At 37.4% G+C, this 24,189-nt stretch carries 18 protein-coding genes; 9 read left to right on the forward strand and 9 right to left on the reverse strand.

Going from position 1 to position 24,189, the window contains the following annotated elements:
• Positions 1-214: 214 nt before the first annotated feature.
• Together A6E03_RS13620 and A6E03_RS13625 are read right to left on the reverse strand one after the other, a co-directional pair.
• On the reverse strand, positions 215-2,023 hold the full coding sequence (locus A6E03_RS13620) for a DUF3413 domain-containing protein (RefSeq protein ID WP_065592937.1): 1,809 nt from the start codon (positions 2,021-2,023) through the stop codon (positions 215-217).
• Between the two features lie 19 nt (positions 2,024-2,042).
• Entirely contained in the window at positions 2,043-2,270 is a 228-nt protein-coding gene (locus tag A6E03_RS13625; protein WP_065592938.1) for a YejL family protein, read from the reverse strand.
• Positions 2,271-2,346: 76 nt separating this feature from the next.
• On the opposite strand from A6E03_RS13625, the gene yejK reads away from it, so the two are divergent.
• Positions 2,347-3,363: a nucleoid-associated protein YejK gene (gene yejK, locus A6E03_RS13630; RefSeq protein ID WP_065593002.1), complete on the forward strand. Its 1,017-nt coding sequence runs from the start codon at positions 2,347-2,349 to the stop codon at positions 3,361-3,363.
• Positions 3,364-3,504: 141 nt separating this feature from the next.
• Positions 3,505-4,695 carry a chemotaxis protein gene (locus A6E03_RS13635; RefSeq protein WP_065601072.1) on the forward strand — a complete coding sequence of 397 codons (1,191 nt, stop codon included), beginning with the start codon at positions 3,505-3,507 and terminating at the stop codon, positions 4,693-4,695.
• Between the two features lie 122 nt (positions 4,696-4,817).
• Here the strand turns inward: A6E03_RS13635 and nhaC are convergent, their stop codons facing one another.
• On the reverse strand, positions 4,818-6,254 hold the full coding sequence (nhaC, locus tag A6E03_RS13640) for a Na+/H+ antiporter NhaC (RefSeq protein ID WP_065593003.1): 1,437 nt from the start codon (positions 6,252-6,254) through the stop codon (positions 4,818-4,820).
• Between the two features lie 623 nt (positions 6,255-6,877).
• Here nhaC and asd point away from each other — a divergent pair.
• A complete protein-coding gene (gene asd / locus A6E03_RS13645; protein ID WP_065601073.1) occupies positions 6,878-7,993 on the forward strand; it encodes an aspartate-semialdehyde dehydrogenase in 1,116 nt (371 codons plus the stop codon).
• 105 nt (positions 7,994-8,098) lie between these two features.
• On the opposite strand, the gene ansA is transcribed toward asd, so the two are convergent.
• Positions 8,099-9,112 (reverse strand): asparaginase, encoded by a 1,014-nt coding sequence (ansA, locus tag A6E03_RS13650; RefSeq protein WP_065592941.1) that lies wholly within the window; start codon positions 9,110-9,112, stop codon positions 8,099-8,101.
• Between the two features lie 92 nt (positions 9,113-9,204).
• The gene (sppA, locus tag A6E03_RS13655) at positions 9,205-11,061 is read right to left on the reverse strand and encodes a signal peptide peptidase SppA (protein WP_065601074.1); all 1,857 of its coding nucleotides are present in this window, start codon (positions 11,059-11,061) and stop codon (positions 9,205-9,207) included.
• Positions 11,062-11,281: 220 nt separating this feature from the next.
• Here sppA and A6E03_RS13660 point away from each other — a divergent pair, with 220 nt between their 5' ends.
• The 4 genes from A6E03_RS13660 (at position 11,282) to A6E03_RS13675 (ending at position 17,831) form a co-directional block, all read left to right on the forward strand.
• Positions 11,282-13,285, forward strand: coding sequence for an NADPH-dependent 2,4-dienoyl-CoA reductase (locus A6E03_RS13660; protein ID WP_065601075.1), 2,004 nt, complete (start codon positions 11,282-11,284; stop codon positions 13,283-13,285).
• A gap of 96 nt (positions 13,286-13,381) precedes the next feature.
• Positions 13,382-15,322 (forward strand): DNA topoisomerase III, encoded by a 1,941-nt coding sequence (locus A6E03_RS13665; RefSeq protein WP_065601076.1) that lies wholly within the window; start codon positions 13,382-13,384, stop codon positions 15,320-15,322.
• 87 nt (positions 15,323-15,409) lie between these two features.
• Entirely contained in the window at positions 15,410-16,234 is an 825-nt protein-coding gene (locus A6E03_RS13670; RefSeq protein ID WP_065592945.1) for a DUF5718 family protein, read from the forward strand.
• A 124-nt stretch (positions 16,235-16,358) separates the two neighbouring features.
• Positions 16,359-17,831, forward strand: coding sequence for a sensor domain-containing diguanylate cyclase (locus A6E03_RS13675; RefSeq protein ID WP_065592946.1), 1,473 nt, complete (start codon positions 16,359-16,361; stop codon positions 17,829-17,831).
• 16 nt (positions 17,832-17,847) lie between these two features.
• Here the strand turns inward: A6E03_RS13675 and dusC are convergent, their stop codons facing one another.
• Together dusC and A6E03_RS13685 are read right to left on the reverse strand one after the other, a co-directional pair.
• A complete protein-coding gene (gene dusC / locus A6E03_RS13680; RefSeq protein WP_065592947.1) occupies positions 17,848-18,795 on the reverse strand; it encodes a tRNA dihydrouridine(16) synthase DusC in 948 nt (315 codons plus the stop codon).
• Positions 18,796-18,850: 55 nt separating this feature from the next.
• Positions 18,851-19,381, reverse strand: a complete 531-nt coding sequence (locus tag A6E03_RS13685) for a type II secretion system protein (protein WP_065592948.1) — start codon at positions 19,379-19,381, stop codon at positions 18,851-18,853.
• A 102-nt stretch (positions 19,382-19,483) separates the two neighbouring features.
• Here A6E03_RS13685 and A6E03_RS13690 point away from each other — a divergent pair, with 102 nt between their 5' ends.
• A complete protein-coding gene (locus tag A6E03_RS13690) occupies positions 19,484-20,098 on the forward strand; it encodes a YecA family protein (RefSeq protein ID WP_065601077.1) in 615 nt (204 codons plus the stop codon).
• A 140-nt stretch (positions 20,099-20,238) separates the two neighbouring features.
• Here the strand turns inward: A6E03_RS13690 and dsbB are convergent, their stop codons facing one another.
• Both dsbB and nhaB read right to left on the reverse strand, forming a co-directional pair.
• Positions 20,239-20,754 carry a disulfide bond formation protein DsbB gene (gene dsbB, locus A6E03_RS13695; RefSeq protein ID WP_065592950.1) on the reverse strand — a complete coding sequence of 172 codons (516 nt, stop codon included), beginning with the start codon at positions 20,752-20,754 and terminating at the stop codon, positions 20,239-20,241.
• Positions 20,755-20,823: 69 nt separating this feature from the next.
• On the reverse strand, positions 20,824-22,419 hold the full coding sequence (gene nhaB / locus A6E03_RS13700; RefSeq protein ID WP_065592951.1) for a Na(+)/H(+) antiporter NhaB: 1,596 nt from the start codon (positions 22,417-22,419) through the stop codon (positions 20,824-20,826).
• A gap of 451 nt (positions 22,420-22,870) precedes the next feature.
• Here nhaB and fadR point away from each other — a divergent pair, with 451 nt between their 5' ends.
• On the forward strand, positions 22,871-23,713 hold the full coding sequence (gene fadR, locus A6E03_RS13705) for a fatty acid metabolism transcriptional regulator FadR (protein ID WP_065601078.1): 843 nt from the start codon (positions 22,871-22,873) through the stop codon (positions 23,711-23,713).
• Positions 23,714-24,189: the final 476 nt, after the last annotated feature.

The raw sequence follows: 24,189 nt of genomic DNA on the forward strand, positions 1-24,189 counted from the left end.
GCCATCCCTCCAATGCCGAGCATAATAGGGGTTTCTGATTTTATTGTAAAGCATAAAATGAAAAATAACGTCTGACTGCACTATTTTTGTTCGTTATGCTTTGTTTTTAACTTATTAAGCTGTTTTTCTATATAAAACAGTGGGTAGTCAGCATCTGATTTTCTTTAATTGCAGATATAAAAAATCCCTTTATAAGAAAGGGATTTTTGATTTATTATTTTTTAGGATGATAAAACCGTTTTAATTCTGAAATGCCTTGCATTAACAAAGACAATTTTGGTTTGTCATCGGCTAGGCGATTATAGTTTTCGTCGTAGACTTTATAATTACCAAAAGTATCGATCACTACCGTATTTTCATTTGTGATTAACGCGATGTTTTTTCTATCGCCAGCGAGTAACCAATTTCGCTCATTATCCTGAGTAAATAGATTCAAACCACTGCTGTAGCTTTCAGATGGCGTAGTGGTACTTAAAAAGGTTTCCATTAGCGTTGGTGCTAAATCTAAATGGCTTGATCGAGTTGTTATTAATTCAGGCTCTACTTCAGGCCAATGGATTAGCATAGGCACGCGTAATTGATACTGGCTAAAGTTAGTGCTTGCTCCCCAACTGTTTGTGTTGGTTTCATCAAACTCCATTCCGTGATTTGAGGTAATAACGACAATCGTTTTTTCCCAATCAGGAGATTGTTTTAATGCCTCTAGTACCATTTTTAATTGTTGATCTGTTTTTTGTACCGCTTTACGGTAATTAATCTCAAACACATCTTCATTTGAATTGGTTGTTGAAATTGGGCTTGTTGCATCATATTCAGACACTGAGGTTAGTTCTAAATAACTAAACCACGGTTGATCTTCTGTTTGCGCGCTAAACCAATCATTCCATGCTGTGATTGCTTTTCCATCATTCATATTCACGTTGGATTCAGCGATTTCACCGTTGGTGAAAATAATTTGTTTATAAAGTGAAGAATTAAAATTATCACCACTGAATAAGCCAAAAGAGTAATTACGATTATGTAATTCAGCTAAAATAGGAGACTCAATATTTGAATTCCTAAAATTATCTACGTAATTTCCAGGAAGACCATAGAAAAGCCCAAATAGGCTGGTTGGGTTATTGCTTGCGCTGTAATGATTATTGTAGTTTAAATTATTTTGCGCAAAGCGGGTTAGATTTGGCGTATCTGTATGGTTCAAGGTATCAGCACGAAGACTATCGATCATGATGATTTGTAAATTATAACCCGTTTGTTTTGCCTTGAATTTAATCGACTCTAACGGATAACGCATTGCTTCTTGAGCTCCGCCTACTCCTTCTTCTTGAATTTGTTTTGCTAAAGCATCACGGTCGATAAAGCCGTGTTTTTCTAAGAATGAACGAGCAGTCATTGGATATGACAGCGGGAAAGTGGCACGTTGAGCGGTTACTGGTCCATAAGCAGATGCATCTGCCCATGTATGAATTAAATGGCTGCCAATGAAGGCAACAGAAAACAGAATAGCAAAAGGGCGACCTACGTGCTTATGAGCTAATTTACGTAGCTTATTCCATACCCATTCAGATAAAGAAAGCTGAAGTAGGAACATCACAGGTACGAGAATGAATAGATATTGCCATTGTGTATTTAAATTCGATTTATCGTTATTCAATAACATATCCCAAACTAAAGGGGTGATATGTAAATGAAGGGTTTGATAAGCGTAGGTATCAAGCAATAATAATGTCATACCAGCGGTTGCTATAATGACACTTAATATCCGCATTAAGCGCTGGGATGGTGTAATAAAGGTTAGGGGAAATAAGACGAGAATATAAAACCCGAAGACTAAAAAACCAAAATGACCTATCCAGTTTAATACTAGATAGGTCTGCCCAAGTAGCGTTTCAGGCCATGGTGATTGCGATATATAACGTGTGCCAATAAGCATTGCAGCAATGATATTGAAAAAGCTGAACCAGTGACCCCAAGTAATTAACTTGGAGACTTTGTCGCCGTAGGTATTTCCGCTATCAACCATGGTAATTGAATTCTCGCTCTTAGTGAGTTTTTGGTAAATCTAATGAGCTAAGCAGTGCTTGAGCAAATTTTTCAGCGATAATTTTACGCTGTTCTGCTGGCACTTCTTGGTTTAGAACATTAGTCGCAATGTTACCAACCAACATTAGAGATAGATCTGCAGGAGAACGATGTTTATCTAATACATCGACCATCTCTGTTAGCATTTGTTCAATTTGTTTGTTGCTGTATTTAGAAGTAATAGCCATAAGTCTTTTCAGTTAATGATAGTGAAAGCGGCTTATGATAACCTACTATGTACGTCAACTAAAAACCTTTTCTATTATGAGTTTAATCCTTTCAAACGTAATTTTACATAAATTAGTAAAAAATGAGCAAGATGAGCTTGAAGTTTGTCTACGAAATCAACTTCTTGAGAATGAAGAATTTACTGAAGCCCTAGTTTCTGAGCTGCACAGAGTGTTTAATTCAAAAGCAGGTAAAGGTTTTGGTATTTTCAAGACTGAAAGTGAATTTGGTCACTGGTTAGGTTCTGTTCGTAAGAATGAAACCCCATTCTTAGAGTTTAGTAATAAATCAGCAGAAAAGCTGAAATCTGAGCTGATCAAATACCCATTTGCTGAAGAAGGTATTTTAGTTATCGCTGAATATCGTTCACTGGCAACGGAATATTTGTTTGTCGCTGTATTACCATCAAACGAAAGTATGAAGGTAACGGATCAACTGGATATTAGCTCTACTGATTACCTTGATATTGCCAAAATGGACATCGCAGCACGCATTGATTTATCAACATGGGAAACAGATTCAGACTCTAATCGATACCTTACTTTTATTAAAGGTCGAGTGGGCCGCAAAGTATCTGATTTCTTCTTAGATTTCTTACAAGCAGATGTTGGTATGGATACGAAGGTTCAAAACCAAGTATTAATGCAAGCAGTTGAAGATTTCTGTGCTGATGAACGGTTAGAGAAAGAAGAAAAACAGCAATACCGTAAGCAAGTATATGATTACTGTAATGGTCAGTTACAAGCTGGTGAAGAGTTAACGGTAAAAGAATTATCAGGTGAACTACCAACATCTGAATCGGGTTCTAATTTCTATCAATTTGCTGAAGAGCAGGGTTATGAGTTAGAAGAGTCTTTCCCTGTTGATCGTACGGCATTACGTAAATTAACTAAGTTTGTGGGTGCTGGTGGTGGTTTATCCCTGAACTTTGATGCGATGTTACTGGGAGAGCGTGTTTTCTATGATCCAGAAACAGATACATTAACGATTAAAGGCACTCCGCCGAATTTAAAAGATCAATTAACACGCCGTTTAGGTTCTTCTGAATCATAGATGGTATGTATTTGTTCATGTCATAAATGTGAAAATAGCGGTATTTTTATCGTAGATATTAACTATCTAAGTTAATTGTTTTTTACAAAATGCTACCCTATCTATTCTTAATTATAATAATTTGGCTAGGTAGGGTTGTTTATGAAACACACCTCAAAATTCTTTTCTATATTTCTATCTTTATTTGTACTTAATGGGTGTTCTTTACTTGAACTTAAAATTGAATCCCAATCGGTGCCTCTAACAACCGCGGAGTTAAATACCCGTATTTTAACTCGCGCATACAGTAAACATTTCTTTAGTGAAGTTGAATCTGCCGCAGACGAAATCTCAGCGATGTATCCGAAAGACGATACCTTGCATCAATCTTATGTCTTGTTGTGGAAAATACACGCAGAAGAGGGGTTACAACATGCAGCGTATCAAGTGTCACCGACTATTTCGTTAATTGATACATGGGTCTTTGCCGCTCAAATGGAGCAATTCTTTTCTGATGATGGAAAGGGGGCTGATGTATTTGAAGGGAATATTGATTTTAAAGCGAGTCAATTACTGCATGTCGACATTGAGGCATTAGCGAAGAAGCTATTACCAAGTTCTGAATTTAATGAAGCAAAAGACTTTATCGCACAATTTGTTGCAGATCACCCATTTGATAGCGTCGCCATGAGAAGAACCCCTGCGCTAAAAGCATGGCTAGCCGATCAAAATATTGATGAGACAGAAGCGGTAGCAACGCTTGGTTCAATGCCTGAAGCGCTTGGTGATGTTTCTGATCAACTTAGTTTAGTCTCTGAGCAAACACCAAAAATCATGACATGGAAAGCTCAGCTTATCGCGATGAACAGCAATCTGAATGGCGATGACATTAATAAAACAATGGAAAGCTTACGAAATACATCGGAGTCATTCCAAGATTTTGTCAATAATAATCCAGAATACATGCAAAATTTAGCAGAACAAATGAGTTTGCAATTACAGCCATTATTGGATGATTTAGACAATAAAACAGATGATAAGTTAAACCAGTTAAGTGCAGAGCGTATCGCTTTGGAAGCCATGGTAGCAAGAGAGCGCCAAGAGCTGGTTAATATGGTAGAGAGAGAACGAAAAGCGATTGCAGTAATTGTCTCTCAAGAGCGAGAGAAGTTCACTCAAGATCTTGACCAAGTCTCACAAGATGTGCTGACGCTTGCGATGGATAAAGTGATTGATTTGATTAAGAGCACGATCATTTACTTTATCTTGTTCATCTTGGCTATTTTCTTTGCGCCTTTAGGCTTAGGTTATTTCTTAGGGAAACGAGCGGCAGTAAAGAAAACAGTGGTATAAAAATCACAATGATGACAAATATCATGCAAAAGTAAATCAGATACAATAGACATAAAAATGCCAGTGGTTGAATTAACAATCACTGGCATTTTTCTATTTAAAACAGAGTCGTTCTATTTTTATTATGCAGTTTTTGTTTCTACTGCAATAACCTCATCTGTTTCTTCTGTGGTAATAATTGGGTCGCATTTATCAACAAACCAGCCCATGTAAGACGTAACAATCGTTACGATAATACATACAAAGCTTAACCACATGAACGGTGCGTAAGACAGTGTCGCAACACCTAAAATACTTGCCATGTAGATACCGTTATCACTCCACGGAACCATACCAGAGGTTAGCGTTCCGCCGAACTCTGCGTTGCGAGATAAGTTTTTACGTTTGTAGCCTAGGCGGTCGTAGTTTTTCGCACAAATCTTTGGTGTAAGGATAAGTGATACGTACATTGCAGAACCAAAGATGTTACCAAAGAAGGCTGTCGCAATCGTACTTGTCGCAAGTGAACCAGGACCTTGAACTCGTTTTTCGAATATTTTAGCAACTGTTTCTAGTACGCCTACTTTATCTAGCAGGCCACCAAAACCTAAACCAAAGATAATCACCGCAACAGAACCTAGCATTGAAGACATGCCACCACGATTTAAAATTGAATCAATGAAACCAACACCTGATTCAATTGAATATGGAGCCCACGCTGTATTAAATGCGGTTAAGAAGTTGATGTCTTGAACCATCACAGCCCAGATAATTCCTAGCAATGAGCCAAAGCTGATCACAGGGAAAGAAGGCATACGCATTGCTAATAGACCAAGAACAATAACCACAGGAACGAATGAGAATGGGGTGATAACGAATTGTTCTTCCATTGCTAAAATTACAGAATCTACTTGGCTCATATCCACATTACCTGCGAAATGGAAACCAAAAGCAGTAAACATAATACCAGTAATGATGTAACTGATAAGGGCAACAGGAAGCATGCCTTTAATATGTTCTACGACTTCAACACCAGACATAGAAGAAGCAAGAATTACAGAATCAGATAGAGGTGACATTTTATCACCGAAGTAACAACCAGAAAGGATAGCACCTGCAGTAATTGGAGCTGGAACACCAAGTCCTTGACCAATCCCCATCATAGCAATACCAGCGGTACCAGCAGCACCCCAAGATGTGCCCGTTGCGAGTGCTGTTAATGAACAGATAATCATCGTTGCAAGAAGGAAGATAGATGGGTGAATGGCTTTTAAACCATAATAAATGATGGTTGGAACAATACCACCAGAAATCCAAGTACCTACTAAAGCACCAACAGCCAAGAGAATTAATACCGCTCCTAGTCCATTGGAGATGCCGTTTAGAGCTGCTTTTTCTAAAGATTTGTAATCATGACCTAACTTGATACCTAATGTAATGATAATGAACCAACCAATATAAAGTGCTAATTGGATAGGTAAATCAAGTTTAGCCGTGAATGAAAAGGCAAGAAGTAGAAATAGCCCTAAAGAAATAATTACCTGCGTTAGCGAAGGTAATTTTGTCGTTGCTTGCTTCATGTATAAAGCCTCTTTTTTGTATGCATGAATAAAATTCATACGATAAGGGATTGTGTTTCCTAAACGAGATGCACTTTACCTTATGATCAACAATAGATCGATTAAGTATGACTTATTTGTGATTTTCATCTCTAGCACTGTTAAGTTACTCACTTCAAAGTAAATAAATGGTTAAATTTTGTAATTTAAATGCAATGCGTTTGAATTTAACGCGATGTTAATCATTTATTTAATGTTAATTTTAAGTCATTTTTGTGATTATTATTTTTATAATTAGGCTCTTTTTTAGAGTAATCGTTTGCTTTTGTTTTTATCTGTGATGTTTTATGAAGTGTAACGGGATATTTTTATAATCAAATGTTGGTTTTTGAGAGGTTTGTTTTATTTTTTATAGTTAAAGATTAAAAAATAACTTTTATTTGACGGTAATGTGAATGAGATGACTAAGTTAATTTTAAAAGTGTTTATATTTTGCGCGTTAATAGAAGGTAAGGAGTCTCTAATGAGAAGAAATATGATGCATAAAATAAATAAAATACAACAAATAGTGCTTGAGATTTTTTTCTGTTCATCATATAGATGGAGTAAGCACTTTTTATTTTATTAATTACAGGGAGAGTACAATGAGAGTAGGTTTAGTCGGCTGGCGCGGAATGGTGGGTTCAGTATTAATGCAGCGTATGGTTGAAGAGCGTGATTTTGACCATATTGATCCTGTATTTTACACCACATCACAAGTCGGAATTCCAGCACCAAACCTTGGGAAAGATGCCGGTTTACTGCAAGATGCTTTTGATATTCAATCGTTATTAAAATTGGATGCAATTATTACCTGTCAAGGTGGTAGTTATACTGAAAAAGTATACCCAGCACTTCGTCAAGTAGGTTGGAAAGGCTACTGGATTGATGCCGCGTCTACATTACGTATGAAAGATGATGCGATTATTACGCTTGATCCAGTGAACTTTGATCAAATTCAACAAGGTATTCATGCAGGTACTAATACGTATGTTGGTGGTAACTGTACGGTTAGCTTAATGCTAATGGGTCTTGGTGGCTTATATAAAGCGGGTTTAGTTGAGTGGGTGAGTGCAATGACGTATCAAGCAGCTTCTGGTGCTGGTGCGAAAAATATGCGTGAGCTAATTTCTCAAATGGGCGTAGTGAATGATTGCGTGACATCTGAACTAGCAAACCCTTCAAGCTCTATTCTAGATATTGATAGAAAAGTAGCAGAGACAATTCGTTCTGATTCTTTCCCAACCTCAGAGTTTGGTGCTCCATTGGCGGGTTCGTTGATCCCTTGGATTGATGTGAAGCGCGAAAATGGACAGAGTAAAGAAGAATGGAAAGCAACCGTTGAAACCAATAAAATCCTTGGTCTACAAGATTCTCCAATTGCGATTGATGGTACGTGTGTACGTATTGGTGCAATGCGCTGTCACTCACAAGCACTGACTATTAAGCTAAAACAAGATGTACCGATGGATGAGATTGAAGAGATCATCGCAACGCATAATGATTGGGTTAAAGTTATTCCAAATGAGCGTGAGATTACTGCTCAAGAGTTAACACCTGCAAAAGTAACAGGTACGCTATCTGTTCCTGTTGGTCGTTTGCGTAAAATGTCGATGGGTAATGATTTCTTAAACGCCTTTACCGTCGGTGACCAATTACTATGGGGTGCAGCAGAGCCACTTCGTCGTACATTGCGTATTATTCTTAACGAAAAGAAATAATCTCTGAGTAGAATTAATAGCATTAGTTCATAGAACAAAAAAGGCTTCCCATGAGAATATCAGGGAAGCCTTTTTATTATAACAAGATAACCTTGTTACAAGATTTTAGTGAGTTAACTCGCCACGTAAACTTTGCTGCATCATTGTACGCATGGTTTCATAAGGCAAATCTTTACTTAGTAGGTAGTGAAGTTTAGCTAGTGCTGCTTCAGGGGTCATATCATAACCGCTGATCACTCCTGCATTAGCAAGCGCACAACCTGTTGCGTAACCGCCCATGTTTACTTTTCCTGATAAACATTGAGTTAAGTTTACAACGACAACGCCACGCTCAGAAGCCTCTTTTAATTGTGCTAAAAGCTCTGGGTTTTGTGGTGCATTACCGACACCAAAAGTCAGTAATATCATGGCATTCACAGGTTGGCGTAATGTATTTTTAATCACTTCCGCTGAGATACCCGGGTACATGGTTACGACGCCGATTGGTTGTGGTGTAATATTATTAACCGTGAATTCACCTTCTGGCTGTTTATTGATTTCTGCACCGTTGATTTGGATATTAATACCCGCCTCAAGTAATGGTGGCAGGTTCGGAGAAGAGAACGCATCAAAACCATCAGCGTGTGATTTTGTACTGCGGTTACCACGGATTAACTTGTTATTGAAAAATAACGTTACTTCGTTAATAGGGTAGTTAGCTGCTATATGCAATGCATTTAATAAGTTGCTTTGACCATCCGATCGCAGTTCAGCTAGAGGAATTTGAGACCCGGTTACGATAACTGGCTTTCCTAGATTTTCTAGCATAAATGAAAGTGCTGATGCCGTGTAGGCCATGGTATCCGTACCATGAAGAATTACAAATCCGTCGTATTTATCGTAGTTAGCACGAATATCATCTGCAATACGTTGCCAATCTTCTGGCGTCATATCAGATGAGTCAATTAATGGCTCATATTCGTGAATGGTGAAAATAGGCATTTCTGCACGGTGAAACTCAGGCATTTGCTTTAATTGGTGCTGCATAAAACCTGATGCTGGAACGTAGCCATGATCATCAGATTTTAACATGCCGATTGTGCCGCCTGTATAGGCGATGTAAATGTGTTTTCTTTCCATAATAACAACGGTACAGAGTTATGGGAGGTGGTGCGATTATACTGGTGATTAGACATAAAGAAAGCCCGACATGTGTCGGGCTCGTCATGCTTTTACAGATTACTGCAATTGAGGCAGAACAGATATTGCCCTTTTGGATCATTAAAGTTATTTAACGTGTTAACATCTGTTACAACTTTGCTGATAGTTGGTTGCAATGCTTCTGGTGCTAACGAGAAAAGCTCTGTTTTTATATTAGCGCTAAAGCTCATGCTTAGTTCTTCAAGGAATAGCTCCATTGGAGATAACGGCTCTTTAACCCAATATAAATTATATGATTCCATATTAGCGAGTTGAGCGGCTGCTTGAACGGCATCATCAAAGTCACCTAGTTGGTCAACTAATCCATATTTAAGTGCATCTTTGCCGGTCCAAACTCGACCTTGTGCTACTTTATCAACCGCCTCTAGAGACATATCACGATGATCACTAACCAGTTTAATAAAGCGGTGATATCCATGCTCGATACCCAGTTGCATTACTTGGGCAACATCATCACTTAATGGTCGAGTTAAACCAACACCATTAAATGGAGAAGTAGAAATACCATCGTTATGGATCCCCATTTTATCTAACCCTTTTTCAAAGGTTGTTAAAATACCAAAGATACCAATAGATCCAGTAATGGTTGTTGGTTGGGCAATGATTTTATCGGCACTTGCAGAGATCCAGTATCCACCAGAGGCAGCAACACTCGACATAGAAATAACAACAGGTTTGCCAGCTTCCTTTAAAGCATCCACTTCATTACGTATTACTTCAGAGGCGAATGCACTACCGCCAGGGCTGTCAACGCGAAGAACAACGGCTTTTACTTTATCATCTCCACGAGCTTGACGAAGTAGGGCCGCTGTTGAGTCTCCACCAACAGTGCCTTGGCGTTGAGTTCCATCCATGATTGGTCCACTTGCCACAACAATAGCGATATCTTGAGCATCAGGGATAATCGTAGGACGCACATTTGAACGGTAATCGTAGTAGCTTATTTGCTTAAAGCTGTCGTATCCATTTGAGCCAAATTCGGCAATCATATCTTTACGAACTTCTTGGCGAGTCGCTAACTTATCAACTAAACCAAGCTCAACCGTCATTTGTGACAAGTCCCCATTGAGTGTCTTTAATTTTGCAATGAATTGCTCCATTGGCATGGTTAACGTTTTAGCATCAATTTGTCGATTAGTTGAGACATCATCTAAATACGCATCCCATAATTGGTTTAACCAAACAGACGTTGATTCTTTTGCAGCATCAGACATGTCATTGCGAAGATAAGGTTCAACAGCCGATTTATAAGTACCCACACGGAAAACATGAGTGGATACGTTTAGCTTCTCTAATAGCTCTTTATAGTAAAGAGTATATGCACCGTAACCACGCAATAAAACGGTACCATCAGGCGCCATAAATACTTTATCTGCATAGCTAGCTAGATAATATTGACTTTGATTGTAGTAATCACCAATCGCATAAACCGGTTTTCCTGCAGCTTTAAAGGTATTAATCGCTTTTGCAATGTAACGAAGCTTGGTTAAGCTAGTTTCATTCATCTCTTTTAAATGAAGAACTAAGCCAGATACATTGTCATCATGAGCAGCAAAACGGATGGTATCGACAATATCAAATAACACATTTTCTTGTGATTTTTGACTGCCTAATAGATCAGACGTTACTCGCTCTAATGGCTCGCGAAATTTACTTTCTTCAACGATTGGTCCTGCTAAATCAAGAATTAAGGCTTTCTTCTCAATCTGCTGAGTTTCAATATTATGTTCATCGTTACTTAAAAAAGTGAACGCAATCAACCCTATGAGGCCGAGAAAAAATAGATTTAAGACCAGTTGACGCGTAAAGGAAAGTAACTTCCATACCGCTTGAAAACATTTTGCTATGAAGTGGAATAACCCTTTCATATTGTTCCTTATTATTAGTTTAAACTCTGTCTATATCCTACTCTAAGAGATAAGGAAAGTAACTAGATGAAAGAGTTCTAAATGAGAATTAGTTTTATTAAGAAAGTATAAGACCAAAAGATTTGATGAATGTTGCATATTTGTGAAAACTTAATTGTAGCAGAAGCCGATAACTATTATTCTGGTCAGACCACAATAATTATAAAAGCGATGGATTGTTATGACGTACCCACACCTTTTTCAGCCGCTAGATTTGGGATTTACTCAGTTAAAAAATCGAGTCTTAATGGGATCGATGCATACTGGATTAGAAGAAAGTAATGATGAATTTAAAAAGCTATCAGCCTTTTATGCTGCACGAGCTAAAGGGGGTGTAGGCCTGATTGTTACTGGTGGATTTGCTCCTAATTTTCGAGGACGTTTAACACCATTTAGTGCTCAATTTAGTTCTTCTGGAGCCGCAGATAAACATAAAGCACTTACAACCGCCGTGCATGATAATGGCGGGAAAATTGCTCTTCAATTGCTCCATGCTGGCCGTTATGCGATGCATCCACTTGCGTTAAGTGCTTCAGACATACGATCCCCTATTGGTATGTTTACACCTTCCCAAATGAGTGAACGTCAAATTAATAAGACGATCCGTGATTTTGCAAATAGCGCATATTATGCCAAACAAGCCAATTATGATGGTATTGAGGTTATGGGGTCAGAAGGGTATCTGATTAATCAGTTTATCTGTGCACGTACCAATATGCGCTATGACGATTGGGGCGGAAATTATCACAATAGAATGCGTTTTCCATTAGAAATAGTCAAAGCAATACGAGACAAAGTTGGAACGGACTTTATTATAATATTTCGTTTATCAATGCTTGATTTAGTAGAACAAGGCAGTACATTTGAAGAGGTCGTTGAGTTAGCTCAAGCCTTAGAGAAAGCCGGTGTAACTATTTTAAATACAGGTATCGGTTGGCATGAAACAAGAATTCCAACGATAGCAACGCAAGTGCCACGTGCCGCATTTAGCTGGGTAACCGAAAAATTGAAAGGTAAGGTATCTATTCCCCTAATTACTTGTAACCGTATTAATACACCTGAAGTTGCTGAGCATATATTGGCATCAGGGCAAGCTGATATGGTGTCGATGGCTCGTCCATTTTTAGCGGATGCAGAGTTTGTTAATAAAGCAGAGCAAGACAAATCAGAATTAATTAATACGTGCATTGGGTGTAATCAGGCGTGTTTGGATCATGTATTTAAAGCGAAGAGGGCGACTTGTTTAGTTAATCCACAAGCCTGTTATGAAACTGAATTAGTTTTAGACCCTGTCAGTTTAAGTAAGTCCATTGCGATTATTGGAGCTGGAATGGCTGGATTATCGTGTGCGACGTCAGCGGCAGAACGTGGTTATCAAGTTACGGTATTTGAGCGTAGTGATCGTATCGGTGGTCAATTTAATTTAGCGATGCAGATCCCAGGCAAAGAAGAATTTAAAGAAACGATTCGTTATTTCTCTAACAAAATTGATCATAAAAATATTATCGTCAAACTGAATTATAACGTTGAGTTGGATGAATTACGTCAGTTTGATGAAGTGGTTGTTGCAACAGGGGTTAAACCAAGAACACCACAATTAGAAGGGAGTGATCACCCAAAAGTGATTGATTATCAAACTTACATTAAAACGCAACCGACATTGGGTCAGAAAGTGGCAGTTATTGGTGCGGGTGGGATTGGGGTTGATGTTGCAACCATGATTACTGAACCAGAGAACACCACTCTTGATGAATGGCTGAAAGATTGGGATATCGATAAAAATATAGAATTTGAAGGTGGCCTCAAACCCCAAGAGAGTTACCAAACAACACGAGAAGTGTGGTTAATGCAACGCAGAAAAGGCAGTGTAGGTAAAGGCCCAGGCAAAACAACCGGTTGGATCCATAAGCGGACGTTAGAAAAACGTGGCGTTCATATGCTGGCCGGTGTTGAATATCTTAAAGTGAATGATGAAGGGTTATACATTCGTCAAAACAATGAAGTTAAATTATTAGATGTTGATCATGTCCTGATGTGTGCAGGGCAAGTCTCTGTAAATGAGTTAGTTGAAATATTAACGTCTGCTGATATTGCTCATCATGTTATTGGTGGTGCTGAGCATTCCGGAGAACTTGATGCGAAACGAGCTATTCGTCAAGGTGTCGAGTTAGCTGCGAAACTTTAAGTCATACCAATTTCAACAAGTTAGATAACAAAACTTGATAACTGTCTATTCATACAGGTATAGTGCTGATGTTATTCACAACATCAGCACTTTTTTATGTCACGATTATTTATTGCAGAAAAACCAAGTTTAGGCCGAGCGATTGCCGCCGGTCTGCCAAAGCCACAGAAGAATCAACAAGGTTACATTGAATGTGGCAATGGGGACATTGTTACGTGGTGTATTGGCCACTTGTTAGAACAAGTAGAGCCTGATGCTTATGATGATAAATATAAATCGTGGCGTATGGAGCATTTACCTATTGTTCCAGAAAAATGGCAACTTCGTCCAAGAAAATCCTCAAGTAAGCAACTTACTGTTATTCGGAAATTACTGAAAACAGCGTCTCAAGTCATTCATGCGGGTGATCCAGATAGGGAAGGTCAGCTATTAGTTGATGAAGTATTAGATTATTTAAAGTTGTCTAAAACTAAAAAAGCAGGCACTCAGCGTTTATTAATCAGTGATTTAAACTTACCTGCGGTGAAACGTGCATTAACGTCAATGCGAAGTAACCAAGAGTTTATTCCTCTCTCTATCTCTGCCTTAGCACGCTCTCGTGCTGATTGGTTGTATGGCATGAACATGACTCGTGCTTACACCTTGTTAGGCCAACGTGGTGGTTATCAAGGTGTATTATCCGTAGGACGTGTACAAACGCCAGTGTTAGGCTTAGTGACCCGTCGTGATGAAGAGATTGCTAATTTTGTTCCTAAAGCGTATTTCACATTAGAAGCATTAATTCCTTATCAAAACCCTCAGTTGAATGATGGACAAGCGTTTGATATTCGAGCGAAGTGGAAACCAAGTGAAGCGTGCCAACAATGGCAAGATGAAGAAGGGCGCGTGCTCAGTCTTAAATTGGTAGAAAATGTAGCTCAGCGAATTGCGAATCAACCAGCAATCGTAACCAAAGCTGAAAATAAAGAAACCAAGCAAAATGCCCCTTTGCCCTATTCTTTATCATCACTGCAAATTGATGCGGCTAAGCGATATAACTTAAGCGCTCAACAAGTATTGGATGCGTGTCAGGCGTTGTATGAAAAGCATAAATTAATCACTTATCCGCGTTCAGATAGCCGTTACCTACCTAAAGACCATTATAAGCAACGTGAGCAAGTGTGTGCCGCCATTGGCAATAACGATACGCAATTATCAAGTGCTGTAACTAAGGCTGATCTGACTCTAAAGTCACGAACTTGGAACGACAGTAAGGTTGATGCACACCATGCAATTATTCCTACTCCGAAATCAAGTGGTTCGGCGGGGCTTTCTGGCTATGAAGAAAAGATTTATCATCTAATTGCTCGTCAGTATCTCATGCAATTTTATCCTGCTGCTGTCTATGCAGAAGCTGAACTTGTGTTTGATATTGGAGGTGGTGTATTTGTGGCGAAAGGCAAGCAAATGTTATTTGCAGGGTGGCGTGTTTTGCTGGGTAAATCTCAAGCACAAAATAGTGATGATGTAGCGCACAAGGTGCCGCCATTAAAAAAAGGGGAAGTACACACCTGTCGTGAAGGTGAAATTAACCACAAAATGACAGAGCCCCCTAAGTATTTTACGGAAGCTACGATATTGCAAGCGATGACAGGAATTGCACGCTTTGTTGAAAATAAAGAACTGAAAAAAATTCTAAGAGAGACTGATGGATTAGGAACTGAAGCAACGAGAGCGGGTATATTAGATACCTTATTTAAACGCCAATTGTTGCTTCGTAATGGAAAAAATATTCATGCCAGTGATGCAGGGAAGGGCCTAATTAATGCTTTACCTAATGAAGCAACTTACCCAGATATGACCGCAAATTGGGAATTTCAACTGCAAGGAATGACGGAAAAAACCTGTTCTTACCGTCCGTTTATGTCTGAATTGGAAACGAAGGTATTAAACTTTATGCAAGGGGTGCAGCAAGGCCCGGTGCCTGATTCACTAAAAACGCTGAAAAGTTCATCAAAGCCTCAGTTTAAGCGGCGTAGAAAAACAAAGAAATCATAAAATTAGATCCGCATCATCGCATAATATAAAAGAATAAATTAAGGTGCCTTCTTGAATATTACTATTAATAGAATTTAAGAAGGCAATATGACTTTTAAGCATGTAATTGGTTTTGGTGTGGCAGGAAACTTTGCTGGGCATTTAGAGCAAGCGGGAGAAGCAACTGATTTTTTAAATGTTAAAGTTGAAAATGCAATTCAACCTAAAGCTTTATTCCCTTTTTATATCCCTTCGGCAAATGCTGGCTTTTTATCTCAATATCCACTTTCTTCTGATTCAATTATTCCGCCAAATGATGCTGATAATTTACAAATAGAGCCAGAAGTTGCTATCGTTTTTGATATTACATATCAAGATAACAAAGTGGTTGCTTTAACTCCCGTAAAATTTGCAGCGTATAATGATTGTTCTATTAGAAAGCCCAATGCGAAAAAAATCAGTGAGAAGAAAAACTGGGGTGCAAGCACAAAAGGGATCTCTAAAAACTTTATTGAATTATCCTCTTTCACAAAAGGGTGTGAATTAGATACTTACCGTATAGCTAGTTTTCATATTAGAAACGGCCAAGTGAATCGATATGGAGAAGACAGTGCTGCGATTGATTACAGTTATTTTCATGAGCAATTAAATGATTGGATGATTGATCGTATGAATAATCAAAAAGATGAGGGACCAGCTGAAAATCTGGCTCTTTATTTGTCTGATGCTGATTACCCTCAGCAAACGATTATTAGTATTGGAGCGACTCGATATACCCCATTTGGTGAAACTAATTTTTTACAATCAGGCGATGAAAGTATTGTTGTTGTGTATAACGGAGATAAATATAATTCAAAAGATATTGAAGATATGGTGAGTAAGAAACACTTTGCTACACTAGAAATATCAGTATTATCTCAGATAGTTAGATAAGTTAATCGTTCTTATTTTGACGATTATATTCTGTCATATCAATGTAAAAGGTCTTGTTTTTACAAGATCTTTTACAAAAATATAGGTACTATAGTCTGTTCATTTTGTGTTAAAGAATTTATCTATGCCAAAAACAAATTTAAAATATATTTTTATGATCCCGACACTATTTCTAGTGCTGATCTTAAGTATTGTTTTAAATAACCACATTAGCTCGGTTCAAAGACAAGTGAATCGGGAATATGACCGCATTATTGATTCTTTGCAGCGTTCCATAAAAGTAATGGTTTCTCTTGATTATAATTTATCTCAATTATACAAACAGAGTACGGGAAAATTTTATAATCATAATATGAGAGTAGATGAGGATGCTGGATTATGCATTATTCATCCTAATAATGATATTGAAGCGGTTATGGATACTCAAGAGGTCTCTGTTCCTGAAACGAGGTTAGATTATAGCATCGCGGGAATTACAGAATTATGTGATCCTCAATCTGAGCTATATAAATTAGCCTCTAAAAAAGTGACGCTTGCCCCTGTTATTTCTTTTATTCATGATTATGAAAACTATCTTCATGGTATTTATTTTATCTCTAAATATGAATACATTATATCCTCCCCAAGAGTCATCGCAGAGAATTTGTCAAAGCAAAGCCTAGAGACTATCTATTCTCGACCATACTGGAAAAATAGTATGAAAAATGGGAATGCAAAAGATATAACCTTTACTCCTCCTTATACAGATGCTTTTTTTGATGGATTAGAAGTACTGACCTTTTCAACACCTATTTATTACAAAGATTTATTTAAAGGTGTATTAGTTATAGATTTGTCGGTAGATAAATTATTGCATTCAGACAATGAAATTTCAAAACATATTCAACTACTCGACAGTGATCAATATGAACGTTTTGAACAATATAAATTTATGCAACCAATTACGTTGAATGACACGAATTTTACCTATTTTCTATACTATAAAAATTCGATAGAAGAAGAGTTAATCGGTTTTATTTTGCATGATGCAAAGACATTAATTTTAATTTTAGTTACTTATATTCTTGCTGTTTTATCAATGTTTTATTACCAAAGCCGATTATCTCATCGATACTATCGAGACTTAGCAAAACAAGATCCTATGACCGGTCTTTATAATCGACGAGGTTTTGAAATAAGTTTGAAAGATCGTGTCGTTAAGACATTTGTCGGTTTTGCGTTATATGACATCGATGATTTTAAACAAATTAATGATGTATTTGGTCATGATGTTGGTGATGATGCCATTAAATACGTAGCTAAAATTTTGAATAAAAGCGTTCGAGATAGTGATATTGTTTCCCGGTTTGGCGGTGAAGAATTTGTTATTTGTATTAATGCAGACTCGCGGGCAAGTTTAGAAAATATTTGTGAACGAGTGAGAAAATCAATTCAAGATTCATCCGGTAAAGTCGTAACTGGTGGTTTTACTGTATCTGGAGGGGTTGCTATTATCGATTCTCATCAAGATTTCTCGTTTGAAAAAGTGATAAAGAAAGCGGATGATTTACTTTATAAAGCGAAAGAAGACGGAAAAAACCGAGTTTATTTCTCATAAACTCGGAAGTTAACTATTAGCTGACTTTTTCTAATTCTTGATATAAACGAGCAACGATGGGTTCTGGTTTTTTATGGCTTCTAATATCCATAAAAATATCTTTTGCTTCAGAATATTCTTGACGAAGATAAACTAGCCATTGTTTTACTCGATTAGAGTAATATTGACCTTTATCTCCAGCCATTTGTAACTTTGAGTAATGAATCAGCAATGCGATCACTTCTGGCCATGGCATTGGAACATGGTTATGTTTTACGACATTACCCAAATTAGGTACGTTAAAAGCGCCTCGGCATACCATTAATGAATTAATACCAGTTGCTTCAATACAACGTTGACCATCTGCATAATTCCAGATTTCCCCATTGGCAATAATAGGAATATCTACTTTTTGGCGAACTTGGTTGATGTAATCCCACTTAATTTCTTCTGCTTTATAGCCATCGACTTTCGTTCTTGCGTGAATAGTTAGTTCATTTGCACCTGCTTGTTTAATCGCATCTGCAATAGCAAAGCACTCTTCGGGCTTTTCCCAGCCTAATCGGATTTTTGCAGTTACTTTTTTATTACTAGGTACTGCATCTCGACAAGCTTTGACAATTTGATAGATTAATTCAGGATCTTTTAAAAGTGCAGCACCACCACGGCTTTTATTAACCGCTTTGGCTGGACAACCAAAATTTAAATCAAGACCGTCAGAACCAAGATCAATTGCTCGTGCCGCGTTTTCTGCCATCCAATTAGGTTCTTGTCCTAATAATTGCAGACGAATAGGGGTTCCAGATTTAGTTTTACTGTCGTTATGTAATTCTGGACAAATTCGATGGAAAACATGAGGGGGTAAGAGTTGATCAACGATTCGAACAAACTCAGTCACACAGAAATCATAATCATTAATCTCTGTTAATAGCTCACGCATTAGATGATCGAGAACGCCCTCCATAGGGCCTAGTATTACTTGCATATCCCACCTCTTTTATTGGAGGTGGGATTGTAGGGGGAAAGGTAGGGGATGTCACTTATTTTGATTTATTATAAAGTTTCACATATGTTTCCCCTGTACTTGGAGAGTAGAAAAGCTCATTTCCAGTTGACGTTGAATTGTTATAATCACTGACATATGAATAGAAGCACTCATTAGAGGCGGTATACCCATATTGAATGTCAGCTTGAATATTAGTAAAGGTATTATAAGGTTCGATACTTAAATCTTGATTTAATAGAGCATTCCAAAGTTCACCGCAACCTTCCCCCGTAATTATTCCATAATGTGTGGTACCCAATGGAAAGCCTTCATTTGATGGGTAAATAGTTTTGTCAGCGAAAATAACGCCAACCGCTGAACTTGCAGAAGGCTCACCTTGTAAGACCCATGCCTCATTATACAAGTTTACAGCAGCAGTGAAGGCGGAAAATACCCCTGCGGCTCTAGATTCATGAGCATCATCTTGTAGATTTAAAAACTTGGGAGCAGCGGTAACCGCTAAAATCCCCAAAATTACAATAACAACAACTAGCTCAATTAAAGTAAATCCTCGATTTTTTTTCATAGGTTTCTCGACAGCAAAATAAAAAATAATAACGGCACTTAGGCTCTAATAATTATTTACGTTATACTACGCCGAAAACTTAATTTCGGAAGTGAATCAATCATGAAATATCAATTAATTACGTTAGATAGCGTTAATTTAGACTGTTCAAGTCTCTTTCTTGAAGGTGTGGTACTTGCTGCAAATATGGCAACGAAGCCATTAGCTCCAGAAGCATGGTTAGGTGACATAATCGGTGCAGATAACGCGCTTGAAATGATCAAACCGATTTCACAGCAAATTGAGCACCAATATTTATTACTTAAACGTAATGAATACGAAGTGACCGAAATCGTTAATTTTGATGATCTTGAAGCGGTCGCTGACTTTGCTGAAGGTTTCATGACATTATGGCCAACGGTTGAAGAGTTATGGGCTGATCTTAAGGTAGCTGATGGTACGATGCGAATGCTGTCTGCATTACTGACGACGATGATGCTTGCCGTTGACGAAAAAGAAACTCATCGTCAAATGGCAGAAACCGGAATTGATACCCCCCCAACGCTAGAGCAGATGTTACCTAAAATTGATTTTATGATACAAGAAGTAGCAATGGCTGCGGATGAATACCAAATTGGTTATAAAGGCCAAAAGGTAAATCCATATAAAGATGTGGGCCGTAATGATGCTTGCCCGTGTGAAAGCGATAAGAAATTTAAAAAATGTTGTGGTAAATAGCTACATTTATATTTTTCTTCTTTAAATAGAAAAGCCATCTGGTAATCATTACCAGATGGCTTTTTTGTTACTTCAATATAATACCAATTAACATAAGAACCTGATCATTATGGTTAATATTAATGAGTATAACTTTTTAATTACGCACGTTTCTTATTGAAAAATTGAGCAATAACAAAAATTGTTAAAGCAACAAGGTTACTCGCAAAGATAATGACTAACCATTGCGGCATTGTTAATGTTAAGAATTGCCAAACAATTTTACTGCAATCACCATACGCTTCAAACATCCAAGGGGCCCATTTGTTCAGAGGGGCCCATGATGGAAATGTCACAAATAAATCACAAGTGGCAAAAGGTGATGGGTTCAGTTGAAAATCAACGTGTTGCATGGCTAGTTTTAAACCCCAACCGGCACTTACTCCCCAGGCAATGAATCCACACCAACGAATGACTATATTGTTTGGGTTAAGTAAACCAATAATAGCGGCCCCACCAATTCCCATCATAGCGACACGTTCATAGATACACATAACACAAGGTGGCAATTTCATGACATGTTGAAAAGTAAGAGCCGCGGCTTCAAAAAAGGCAATACATAAAAGCAACAAAAGCCATGATAGGCGAATGCGAGAGAAATAATTAAGGGTTTGCATTTTTATTCCTTGTAAAAATAAAGGCCCCGTATAAACAGAGCCTTTTCTATCAAAAGTGGTTATACCTTATTAATGACCACTAGAAACTGCAGAAGTTGCACTTTCTATTACACCATGTGTAATCCATCCTAGATCGTAGAACATTGCTGTCATCGGTTCAAGGAAGAACATAATACCGAATAAGCCAACAAGTGCTAATACAATAGTATATGGTAAGGCCATCCATACCATACGTCCGTATGATAATTGGATTAATGGTGCAAGTGCTGATGTTAATAAGAATAAGAATGCAGCTTGTCCATTTGGAGTGGCAACAGAAGGTAGGTTTGTACCTGTATTAATCGCGACAGCTAATAAATCAAACTGGTCACGAGTAATTTGGCCATCTAGCAACGCACTTTTCACTTCATTAATATATACAGTACCAACGAATACATTGTCAGAAACCATAGATAGCAAACCATTAGCGACATAGAACAAGGCAAGTTGTGCGCCTTTATCTTCAACAGCGAGTACTGAATCAATAATTGGTTTAAACAACTCTTGGTCAATAATTACAGCAACAATCGCGAAGAAAACAGCCAATAAAGCGGTGAAAGGTAATGCTTCTTCAAATGCTTTACCCATTGAATGTTCTTCGATTACGCCAGTAAATGCCGTAGCTAAGATAATAACGGATAAACCGATAAGTCCAACTGCTGCTAAGTGGAGTGCTAAAGCAACAATTAACCATACTGCGATAATTGCTTGAACAATGAGTTTGGCATTATCAATATTAGTGCGGTTTTTTCGTTCTTCAGATTCATATTCTTCAAGAATATTTCGTACATTAATGGGTAATTTTGTTCCGTAGCCACAGATCCCAAACTTTTCAACGGCAACACAAGTTAGCATGCCACAGATAAAGACAGGAGCGGTGATTGGTAGCATTCGGATAATAAATTCACCAAACATCCAACCTGCTTGGTCTGCGATGATTAAGTTTTGGGGCTCACCAACCATTGTCATTACACCACCAAGAGCCGTACCGACACCTGCGTGCATAAGTAAACTGCGTAAAAAAGAACGGTAGTTTTCTAAGTCATCACGAGATAACTCATCAGTTACGTTAGAGTCACAGGTATGATCGTGTGTGGGTGTACCACCTTGACCTGATGCGACTCGGTGATAAATCGCATAGAAACCAACGGCGACACTGATAACAACAGCGATTACAGTTAGTGCATCAAGAAAAGCAGATAAAAATGCAGCGGTAAAACAAAATGCAGCAGATAACCCTGCCTTTGATTTGATACCAATCAGTATTTTAGTAAATATAAACAGAAGCAATTGCTTCATAAAGTAAATACCGGCCACCATGAAAACAAGCAATAAAAGTACTTCAATATTAGCAACTAATTCATGTTTAACTTGTTCAGCACTTGTCATTCCAATCGCTATAGCTTCAATCGCTAATAAGCCACCAGGCTGTAGTGGATAACATTTTAACGCCATTGCTAAAGTGAAAATAAATTCAACAACTAATAGCCAACCCGCAGTAAATGGGTCTACGAAAAAGAAAACCAGAGGGTTAATAATTAAAAAGGACAGTATTGCAAGTTTGTACCAGTCGGGGGCTTTACCAAGAAAGTTTTTGATAAATGCATTCCCTAGCGAAATAGACATGTGATGCTCTCTACATTATTACGTTGGTTATATAAAATAAGGGCAAGTAGGGAGTTGATAATAATCGTCTAACATATTGTTATTATTTAAAATAAACAACTATTTAGAAAAATAACAAAAAAAACTAAATTTTACTATTTTGCCAAATAACTACCTAAACATACTTAACCCTAAGGTAAACGGTTGAACTTTACTCTTTATAAATCAATAGTCAATATTTGGAAATAGGTAAATTGATCAAAATGTGCCTTTGGTCGGTTTTATGAGTAAAACCGATAGAATAGATAAACAAAAAGGGTTATTTAGTATTGATTTTTCAGAGTGATTAGTTCTTAGAAGTGGAATAAATGTGTATAAAATAGAGAGTTGAATTAATAAGTGGTTAAGAAATTATTGATCTGGTGGTATGATGAGTAAAGTATTTTATATAAAGAACGGATTGTAAACTTGTATGGTTATTAAGGCAAAAAGTCCTGCAGCATTTGCTGAAAAATACATTATTGAAAGTATTTGGAATGGTCGTTTTCCACCTGGTTCAATTTTACCTGCAGAGCGTGAACTTTCAGAATTAATTGGTGTAACTAGAACGACATTACGTGAAGTACTTCAACGTTTAGCTCGGGATGGATGGTTAACAATTCAACATGGTAAACCAACTAAAGTAAATGATTACATGGAGACATCAGGTCTTCATATTTTAGATACATTAATGACGTTAGTTGATGCTAATAATGCGACATCTATTGTTGAAGATCTATTAGCGGCTCGAACGAATATTAGTTGTATTTTCATCAGACAAGCATTTAAAACGAATAAAGAAGGGTCTTTACGCACCCTTGATCGTGTTATTGATTCTTGTGAACAACTTTTAGCTGCTGAAAATTGGAATGCATTTATTGATGCTTCTCCTTTTGGAGCAAAGCTTAAAGCTGAAATCAAAGAAGATAATGAAAAAGATCCAGCGAAACGTGAAGAGATTTTAATTGCGAAAACATTTAATTATTATGATTATATGCTTTTCCAAGGTGTAGCATTTAAATCTGGCAATCAAATATATGGCTTGATTTTTAATGGTCTTAAAAAGCTATATGCTCGAGTGGGTAGTTACTATTTTTCAAACCCAGAAGCTCGTGAACTTGCCTTACAGTTTTACCGTGATTTAAAGCAGATTTGTGAAGAAGAAAGAAAAGATGCGGTTATGCCAAGAATGCGTCAATATGGTCTTGAAGGTAACCTTATTTGGAATGAGATGAAACTAAATCTCCCAAGTAATTTCAGAGAAGATGATCGTTAATCTACTTTTCTAGCAGCACATCAAAAGGCAGGTATCATAACCTGCCTTTTTTACATCTGCAGTTTGTTAATAAGGCAACAATAGACGTAAAAGTACAACTTAATATGGTGCATTATTATAGTGCAATGATACATAATTAGTTTACATATATTCGCTATATAAATTCTAAAGCATTGAGGTTGCTAATGGATTCATTGTGGGTACTACGCAGGTTGTTGCATCTAATGTTAAGAGCGACAGTTTATTAATGATTTATCGGCTTATTTACTGATTTAATTTAACGCCAAATGTTATGTTACAGCTGAAATCAGCGATGTGTATTTGAAAGAAAATCCAGAGAATAGTTCAATGACAGAACATACGACAGGTTCAACTGGAAATGTTGGTATAGCATACGTCTTCTAACAAGATAAATAGCAATTACAAGGTGAAAAGATATAATTTATTTGAAATTGCTTTGAATAATAAGTTAAATA

The organism is Aliivibrio sp. 1S128, from assembly GCF_001691065.1.
Taxonomy (GTDB): domain Bacteria; phylum Pseudomonadota; class Gammaproteobacteria; order Enterobacterales; family Vibrionaceae; genus Aliivibrio.

What these genes read in the sequence shown, in the direction of transcription:
- A6E03_RS13620 (WP_065592937.1), bottom strand. Translation starts at nt 2,023, where the DNA reads ATGGTTGATAGCGGAAATACCTACGGCGACAAAGTCTCCAAGTTAATT.
- A6E03_RS13625 (WP_065592938.1), bottom strand. Translation starts at nt 2,270, where the DNA reads ATGGCTATTACTTCTAAATACAGCAACAAACAAATTGAACAAATGCTA.
- yejK (WP_065593002.1), top strand. Translation starts at nt 2,347, where the DNA reads ATGAGTTTAATCCTTTCAAACGTAATTTTACATAAATTAGTAAAAAAT.
- A6E03_RS13635 (WP_065601072.1), top strand. Translation starts at nt 3,505, where the DNA reads ATGAAACACACCTCAAAATTCTTTTCTATATTTCTATCTTTATTTGTA.
- nhaC (WP_065593003.1), bottom strand. Translation starts at nt 6,254, where the DNA reads ATGAAGCAAGCAACGACAAAATTACCTTCGCTAACGCAGGTAATTATT.
- asd (WP_065601073.1), top strand. Translation starts at nt 6,878, where the DNA reads ATGAGAGTAGGTTTAGTCGGCTGGCGCGGAATGGTGGGTTCAGTATTA.
- ansA (WP_065592941.1), bottom strand. Translation starts at nt 9,112, where the DNA reads ATGGAAAGAAAACACATTTACATCGCCTATACAGGCGGCACAATCGGC.
- sppA (WP_065601074.1), bottom strand. Translation starts at nt 11,061, where the DNA reads ATGAAAGGGTTATTCCACTTCATAGCAAAATGTTTTCAAGCGGTATGG.
- A6E03_RS13660 (WP_065601075.1), top strand. Translation starts at nt 11,282, where the DNA reads ATGACGTACCCACACCTTTTTCAGCCGCTAGATTTGGGATTTACTCAG.
- A6E03_RS13665 (WP_065601076.1), top strand. Translation starts at nt 13,382, where the DNA reads ATGTCACGATTATTTATTGCAGAAAAACCAAGTTTAGGCCGAGCGATT.
- A6E03_RS13670 (WP_065592945.1), top strand. Translation starts at nt 15,410, where the DNA reads ATGACTTTTAAGCATGTAATTGGTTTTGGTGTGGCAGGAAACTTTGCT.
- A6E03_RS13675 (WP_065592946.1), top strand. Translation starts at nt 16,359, where the DNA reads ATGCCAAAAACAAATTTAAAATATATTTTTATGATCCCGACACTATTT.
- dusC (WP_065592947.1), bottom strand. Translation starts at nt 18,795, where the DNA reads ATGCAAGTAATACTAGGCCCTATGGAGGGCGTTCTCGATCATCTAATG.
- A6E03_RS13685 (WP_065592948.1), bottom strand. Translation starts at nt 19,381, where the DNA reads ATGAAAAAAAATCGAGGATTTACTTTAATTGAGCTAGTTGTTGTTATT.
- A6E03_RS13690 (WP_065601077.1), top strand. Translation starts at nt 19,484, where the DNA reads ATGAAATATCAATTAATTACGTTAGATAGCGTTAATTTAGACTGTTCA.
- dsbB (WP_065592950.1), bottom strand. Translation starts at nt 20,754, where the DNA reads ATGCAAACCCTTAATTATTTCTCTCGCATTCGCCTATCATGGCTTTTG.
- nhaB (WP_065592951.1), bottom strand. Translation starts at nt 22,419, where the DNA reads ATGTCTATTTCGCTAGGGAATGCATTTATCAAAAACTTTCTTGGTAAA.
- fadR (WP_065601078.1), top strand. Translation starts at nt 22,871, where the DNA reads ATGGTTATTAAGGCAAAAAGTCCTGCAGCATTTGCTGAAAAATACATT.